The following is a 6,072-nucleotide window of genomic DNA, read 5'->3' on the forward strand; positions in this document are numbered from 1 at the left end:
TAAAACCCTGAAATGCCTGCAAATCGCCTTATATCATGAACTTGGCAAGTTGCCGGAACCTGAATATCTCCACAGATTCTGCTGACGAGCCTGAATTTTCTTCCTTGAAAACGGCCCTTGCGAAGAATCGCCGGGTTGACTGTTTCATGTTGCGACAACTTGAAACAGCAACAGCTGTGCCATTTTGGAACATTATTATTTGTGTCATTTTTAATCTTTAGCGACAGGGACGGCGCTTAGCTTTTTAGCCACTCTAAACACACGAAATAAAAAGGGAAAATATTTGAAGGTTTTCTAGAACGAGGTTTTTTTGCATTGGCATGCGCGTTGCTGAATGGGAGTGCAGAGGTTTTGCTCACCGCCCAACAATTTTAACCGTAGAGAAAGGAAACATGTCATGTCCAATGTCGCATCACAGATTGATCAGATGATTCTTCGAGCGCAAAAAGCGGCTCAACAATTCCAGGGGCTCACTCAGGAGGATGTCGAAAGAATTACCGAGGCCATGGCTTCCGCCGGCGTGGCCAGCAAGGAGCGACTGGCCGAGATGGCTGTCAAAGAAACCGGTATCGGCAAGGTAGCAGACAAAATCATTAAGAATAACTTTGGCACTCAGGTGGTCTACGACTACATGAAGGGGCAACCCTCGGTAGGAATCATTGAAGAAGATAACGGTATCATTTCGATCGCAGAGCCCTTTGGTGTGATTGCCGCAGTCACTCCGGTCACAAATCCCACATCGACAACCATGTTCAAAGCCCTGATCGCGCTCAAGGGCCGCAACGTGATCTGTTTTGCCTTTCATCCCAAGGCGCAGAACTGCAGCGTGGAAGCCGCCCGTATCGTGCTGGATGCTGCCGTTAAAGCCGGCGCTCCTGAGAATTGCATTCAGTGGATCGAAACCCCCTCCATTGAGGCCACCGACGCCCTGATGAGTCATCCGAATGTGGATATGATTATCGCGACCGGCGGCGGCGCCATGGTCAAAGCGGCGTACAGCTCTGGCCATCCCGCCCTCGGCGTCGGCCCAGGCAATGTCCCGGTGTTCATCGAAAAAACCGCGGATCTGCAGATTGCCATTCCCGATGTGATTGCTTCGAAAACCTTCGATAACGGAACCATTTGTTCCTCTGACCAGTCGGTGATTTTCGATGACGCCCAAGTAGCCGAAAAGGCTCTCCAATTATTCCAGAGCCAGGGTGCCTACCTGTGCAACAAAGAAGAAAAGGCCAAGCTCGAAGCCGTCATGTTTGACAAAGATAGAGGCGTGCCCTTCATCGGAATTGTCGGCAAATCACCGCAGTTCATTGCCGATCTGGCCGGCTTTTCGGTTTCCGAAGACATTAAGATGCTGATGGTACCGCTGGACACGACCGGTCCCGAAGACTGGATGAGCCATGAAAAACTGTCTCCGGTGCTGGGCTGGTACATTACCAGCAGCAAAGATGAGGCGATTGCCGCAGCCCGGTGTCAGTTGGAATTCGGCGGCGCCGGCCATTCCGCCGTTATTTTTACCCAGAATGAAGCAATCGCGCGGGAGTATGCCCTTTCCGTGCCGGCCAACCGGGTGGTCTGGAATCAGCCTTCGGTCCATGGAACGATCGGCGCACTTTACAACGCCTTTGTTCCATCCCTGACCCTGGGTTGCGGCGCTAAAGGGGGAAATATCACCACGGAAAATGTTGGCTACAAAAATCTTCTGAACATTAAGCGCCTGGCGCGCAGGAACGCGGCCTGATGAGGTGAGAGGCTCTGGGAAACAATCTTCGTGCCCCAGAGCCTCTACTGACAATGAGAGAAGGATAACAGCGGATTTAGGTCTTTTGGACAAATCAACTCATGCTGCCGGTATCCATGGTCAGGCCAATGCTTCTGCTTTTATGCCGCTTAATTTAATTTCAACATGGGGGCTGCTGTGAAAACTCTGATTACGCTGCTGTTCACCCTGCTGGCGCTTCCTGGCTGGGCAGGAGAAAACGGTCACCAGGTGATGGATATGACCGGCTCAGCGCTGGGTCTTTTCGCCCTGGTGCTGTTCGTCGGCGCCTATACCCTGGTGATCATGGAAGAAAAGTTGCACCTGCGCAAAAGCAAACCGGTGCTGCTGGCAGCCGGAATCATCTGGGTACTGGTAGCCATCGCGTTCAAGAAGGCCGGGCAATCGGAGGCTGCGCATCACGCCGTCATGCACAATCTGGTTGAATACGCTGAACTGCTGCTGTTTCTGCTGGCAGCCATGACCTATATCAACGCCATGGAAGAGCGCAACGTATTCCAGGCATTGCGCTCTTGGCTCGTATCGCGCGGCTTTTCATTACGGGTGATTTTCTGGTTAACGGGCCTGTTGGCGTTTCTGATTTCGCCAGTGGCTGACAATCTTACGACGGCTTTATTGATGGGCGCGGTGGTCATGGCCGTGGGCGGAGCTAACCAGCGTTTCGTCGTTGTGGCCTGCATCAATGTGGTAGTCGGCGCCAACGCCGGTGGCGCGTTTTCGCCATTTGGTGACATCACCACCCTGATGGTGTGGCAGAAGGGCGTGGTCGAATTTAGTGAGTTTTTCGCTCTGTTTCTGCCATCGCTGGCCAACTGGCTGGTGCCGGCGCTGATCATGAACTTTTTTATCAGCAAGGAAAAACCGCAGGCGCTGGATGAATCGGTCCGTATGAAGTTTGGCGCCAAACGTATTATTTTCCTGTTTCTGTGCACCATCGTTACAGCCGTATCGTTTCACAACTTTCTACATCTTCCCCCAGCCACTGGCATGATGCTGGGGCTGGGCTATCTGGGCATATTCTCCTACTACATCAAAAAGAAGGATCACGCCCGGATCATGGCCGATGAACCCATGGATATGACCAGTGAGGAGCCACACTCCGGTTTCGACCTGTTCCGTAAAATAGCCCGCGCCGAATGGGACACCCTGTTGTTTTTCTACGGAGTCATCCTCTGCGTTGGCGGGCTGGGCCAGTTCGGCTATCTGGCCTTGGCCTCCCACGCCATGTATGCCGGACTCGGCCCCCTTACGGCCAACGTGCTGGTCGGTGTTCTCTCCGCCATTGTCGACAATATCCCGGTGATGTTCGCCGTACTGACCATGGAACCACACATGTCCCACGGCCACTGGTTACTGGTAACGCTCACCGCCGGGGTTGGCGGCAGCCTGCTGTCCATCGGGTCGGCGGCCGGGGTAGCGCTGATGGGCAGTGCTCGCGGTATCTATACCTTCGGCCGCCATCTGGTGTTCACTCCGGCCATCGCGCTGGGTTATGCCGCCAGCATCGTGGTGCATTTGCTGGTGAATGGCCGTCTTTTTCATTGAATCGCCGGCCTGTTTTTTTGATTTGTATCATCGACTTTAACCGCCGTCCGGCTGCGGCGGAAACAATCTTATACAAAAAGGAAGGGTGTCTATGAACATTCATGAGTATCAGGCGAAAGCCGTTCTCAGACATTTCGGTGTCCCGGTTCCGGAGGGACATGTGGTTTACAACAGCAATGCGGCCCGCGACTGGGCCCGGCGTCTCGGTGATGGGCCCTGGGCCATCAAGGCTCAGATTCATGCCGGCGGCCGCGGCAAGGGTGGCGGTGTCAAGATCGCCAAATCCGCCGATGAGGTTCGAAAATACGCTCGCAACATGATCGGCATGACCCTGGTGACACACCAGACCGGCCCCGAAGGCAAAACCGTCAAGCGGCTGCTGGTGGAAAAGGGCAGCAATATTGCGGATGAATTTTATGTATCCTTTCTTGTTGACCGAGCCACATCAAAGGTCACCATGATGGCTTCCGCTGAGGGCGGGATGGACATTGAAGAAGTCGCCGCCAACACACCGGAGAAAATTTTTTTCGAAGCCATTGATCCAACCGTCGGCTTGACGGCTTTCCAGGCGCGCAAGGTTGCCTTTAAACTCGGTTTTGACGCGCCACAGGTCAAGCAGGCCGTCCCTTTGTTTATGAGCCTTTACCGGGCATTTATTGAAACCGATTGTTCACTGCTGGAAATTAATCCTTTGATCAAAACAGCCGAAGGCGACCTGATGTGTCTGGATGCCAAGCTGAATATCGAGGACAACGCGCTGTTCCGCCATCTGCGCATCCGCGATTTGCGCGACTACGATGAAGAAGATCACATGGAAATCGAGGCATCCCAGTACGATCTGTCCTACATCGCGCTGGATGGCAATATCGGCTGCATGGTCAATGGCGCTGGCCTGGCCATGGCGACCATGGACATTATCAAGCACTGTGGTGGCGAACCCGCCAATTTCCTCGATGTTGGCGGCGGTGCAACCATCGAGCGTGTGACCGAAGCCTTCAAAATCATTCTCTCCGACAAGAAAGTAAAAGGGATTCTGGTCAATATTTTTGGCGGCATCATGAAGTGCGATGTCATTGCCACGGGTGTCATCGAAGCCGCCAAACAGGTCGGGGTCAAGGTGCCACTCGTTGTCCGGCTGGAAGGAACCAATGTTGAGCTGGGTAAGAAGTTGCTGGCTGAATCCGGTCTCAACATCGTCAGCGCTGATGGCATGGCCGATGCCGCGCAAAAAATCGTCGCAGCAGTCAATGGTTAGGGAGAAGCCACTATGAGTATTCTAATAAATAAAAATACCAGGGTTATCACACAGGGCATTACCGGTTCAACCGGCCTGTTCCATGCCCAAGGCGCACGTGATTACGGCACTCAGATGGTCGGCGGTGTCACACCCGGCAAGGGAGGACAGCAGATCGATGGTTTTCCGATCTTCAATACGGTTGAAGACGCGGTCAAGGCCACTGGCGCCAACGCCTCAGTCATTTATGTGCCACCCATTGGCAGTGCTGATGCAATCATGGAAGCCGTTGATGCCGGCATCGAACTGATCATTTGCATCACCGAAGGCGTGCCCGTCCTTGACATGGTTAAGGTCAAAAAATACATGGAAGGCAAAAATTGCCGTCTGATAGGTCCCAACTGTCCCGGGGTCATCACTCCGGGCGAGTGCAAGATCGGCATCATGCCCGGTTACATTCACAAACCCGGTAACGTCGGTGTGGTGTCCCGCTCCGGCACCCTGACTTACGAAGCGGTGTGGCAGCTGACCTCCAGTGGCGTCGGCCAATCGACCTGCGTCGGCATCGGCGGTGATCCTGTCAACGGCACCAGCCACCTGGATGTACTCAGGATGTTTGAAGAAGATCCCGGCACTGATGCCATAATCATGATTGGTGAGATCGGCGGCGACGCTGAGGAACGGGCTGCAGATTTTGTTCGCGATCACATGAAAAAGCCCGTGGCCGCCTTTATCGCCGGTGCGACCGCGCCTGCGGGCAAACGCATGGGCCACGCCGGTGCCATCATTTCAGGCGGCAAAGGTGATGCAGCCACCAAGAAGGCACATCTGGCGACATGCGGCATCAGCGTTGCCGATTCCCCAGCCGAAATGGCTGAAGCCCTGTTCAAAATCTGGAAACCGTAGAGCAAAGCTTCCAACCTCAGTCGAAAAACATTCCTTCTGAGGCCTTTTAAATGCCTGGTTACAGGTAATTTCTTGATCATTGGGGGGAGCGTCGGCCACACAGGCGGACACTCCCCCACTTTGTCATGCCAGACAGCCGCTATCCCTGTATCGCTACCTTCACTTCAGCGGACACACCAATTGCCCTAACAGGAGCAGGAGGTGTGCCTATGAGCTCACGAAGGGATAATCCAGAGTTCAAGTACCATGACGTCGGCATGGTGGTTGCGAACACTCCCTGTAGCGGAACCGGTTCCCTGGACACAAGTTTAGCTTACGCCGCCTGACGGATTTCATCGGGTGATCTGAAGCCGTTTTTCTCAACACGCCATTCGCTGTTGTAAAGCTCCACGAAGGTCATCACGGCTTCGCGAACGTCGGTGATGTTACGGAAAACCCGGCCATAGATGGCCTGCTCTTTCAAGGTGCGGTTGAACCGTTCGGCAACTCCATTGGTCTGGGGTTCGGCAACAAAGGCAAAGCTGGGAGTGATCCCCCAGAACTTGATCTGGTTCTGAAAATGGTCTGAGAGGTACTGGGTGCCGTGATCCATGCGCAGGGATAGCCCTCG

The 6,072-nt window shown here is 54.0% G+C and carries 5 protein-coding genes; 4 read left to right on the top strand and 1 reads right to left on the bottom strand.

Going from position 1 to position 6,072, the window contains the following annotated elements:
* The first annotated feature begins 334 nt into the window (after positions 1-334).
* From BLR80_RS12460 to sucD, 4 genes are all read left to right on the top strand, one after another.
* Positions 335-1,738, top strand: a complete 1,404-nt coding sequence (locus BLR80_RS12460) for an aldehyde dehydrogenase family protein (RefSeq protein WP_324292438.1) — start codon at positions 335-337, stop codon at positions 1,736-1,738.
* Positions 1,739-1,903: 165 nt separating this feature from the next.
* The gene (gene nhaD / locus BLR80_RS12465; RefSeq protein WP_092080845.1) at positions 1,904-3,322 is read left to right on the top strand and encodes a sodium:proton antiporter NhaD; all 1,419 of its coding nucleotides are present in this window, start codon (positions 1,904-1,906) and stop codon (positions 3,320-3,322) included.
* Positions 3,323-3,413: 91 nt separating this feature from the next.
* Entirely contained in the window at positions 3,414-4,577 is a 1,164-nt protein-coding gene (gene sucC, locus BLR80_RS12470; protein ID WP_092080848.1) for an ADP-forming succinate--CoA ligase subunit beta, read from the top strand.
* Between the two features lie 12 nt (positions 4,578-4,589).
* Positions 4,590-5,462: a succinate--CoA ligase subunit alpha gene (sucD, locus tag BLR80_RS12475; protein WP_092080851.1), complete on the top strand. Its 873-nt coding sequence runs from the start codon at positions 4,590-4,592 to the stop codon at positions 5,460-5,462.
* A gap of 313 nt (positions 5,463-5,775) precedes the next feature.
* Here sucD and BLR80_RS12480 read toward each other — a convergent pair.
* The coding region (locus tag BLR80_RS12480; protein WP_143012179.1) for an integrase core domain-containing protein at positions 5,776-6,072 on the bottom strand (297 nt) is incomplete at its 5' end.

Origin of the sequence: Desulfuromonas thiophila (assembly GCF_900101955.1) — a bacterium.
GTDB classification, from domain to species: Bacteria; Desulfobacterota; Desulfuromonadia; order Desulfuromonadales; family Desulfuromonadaceae; genus Pseudodesulfuromonas; species Pseudodesulfuromonas thiophila.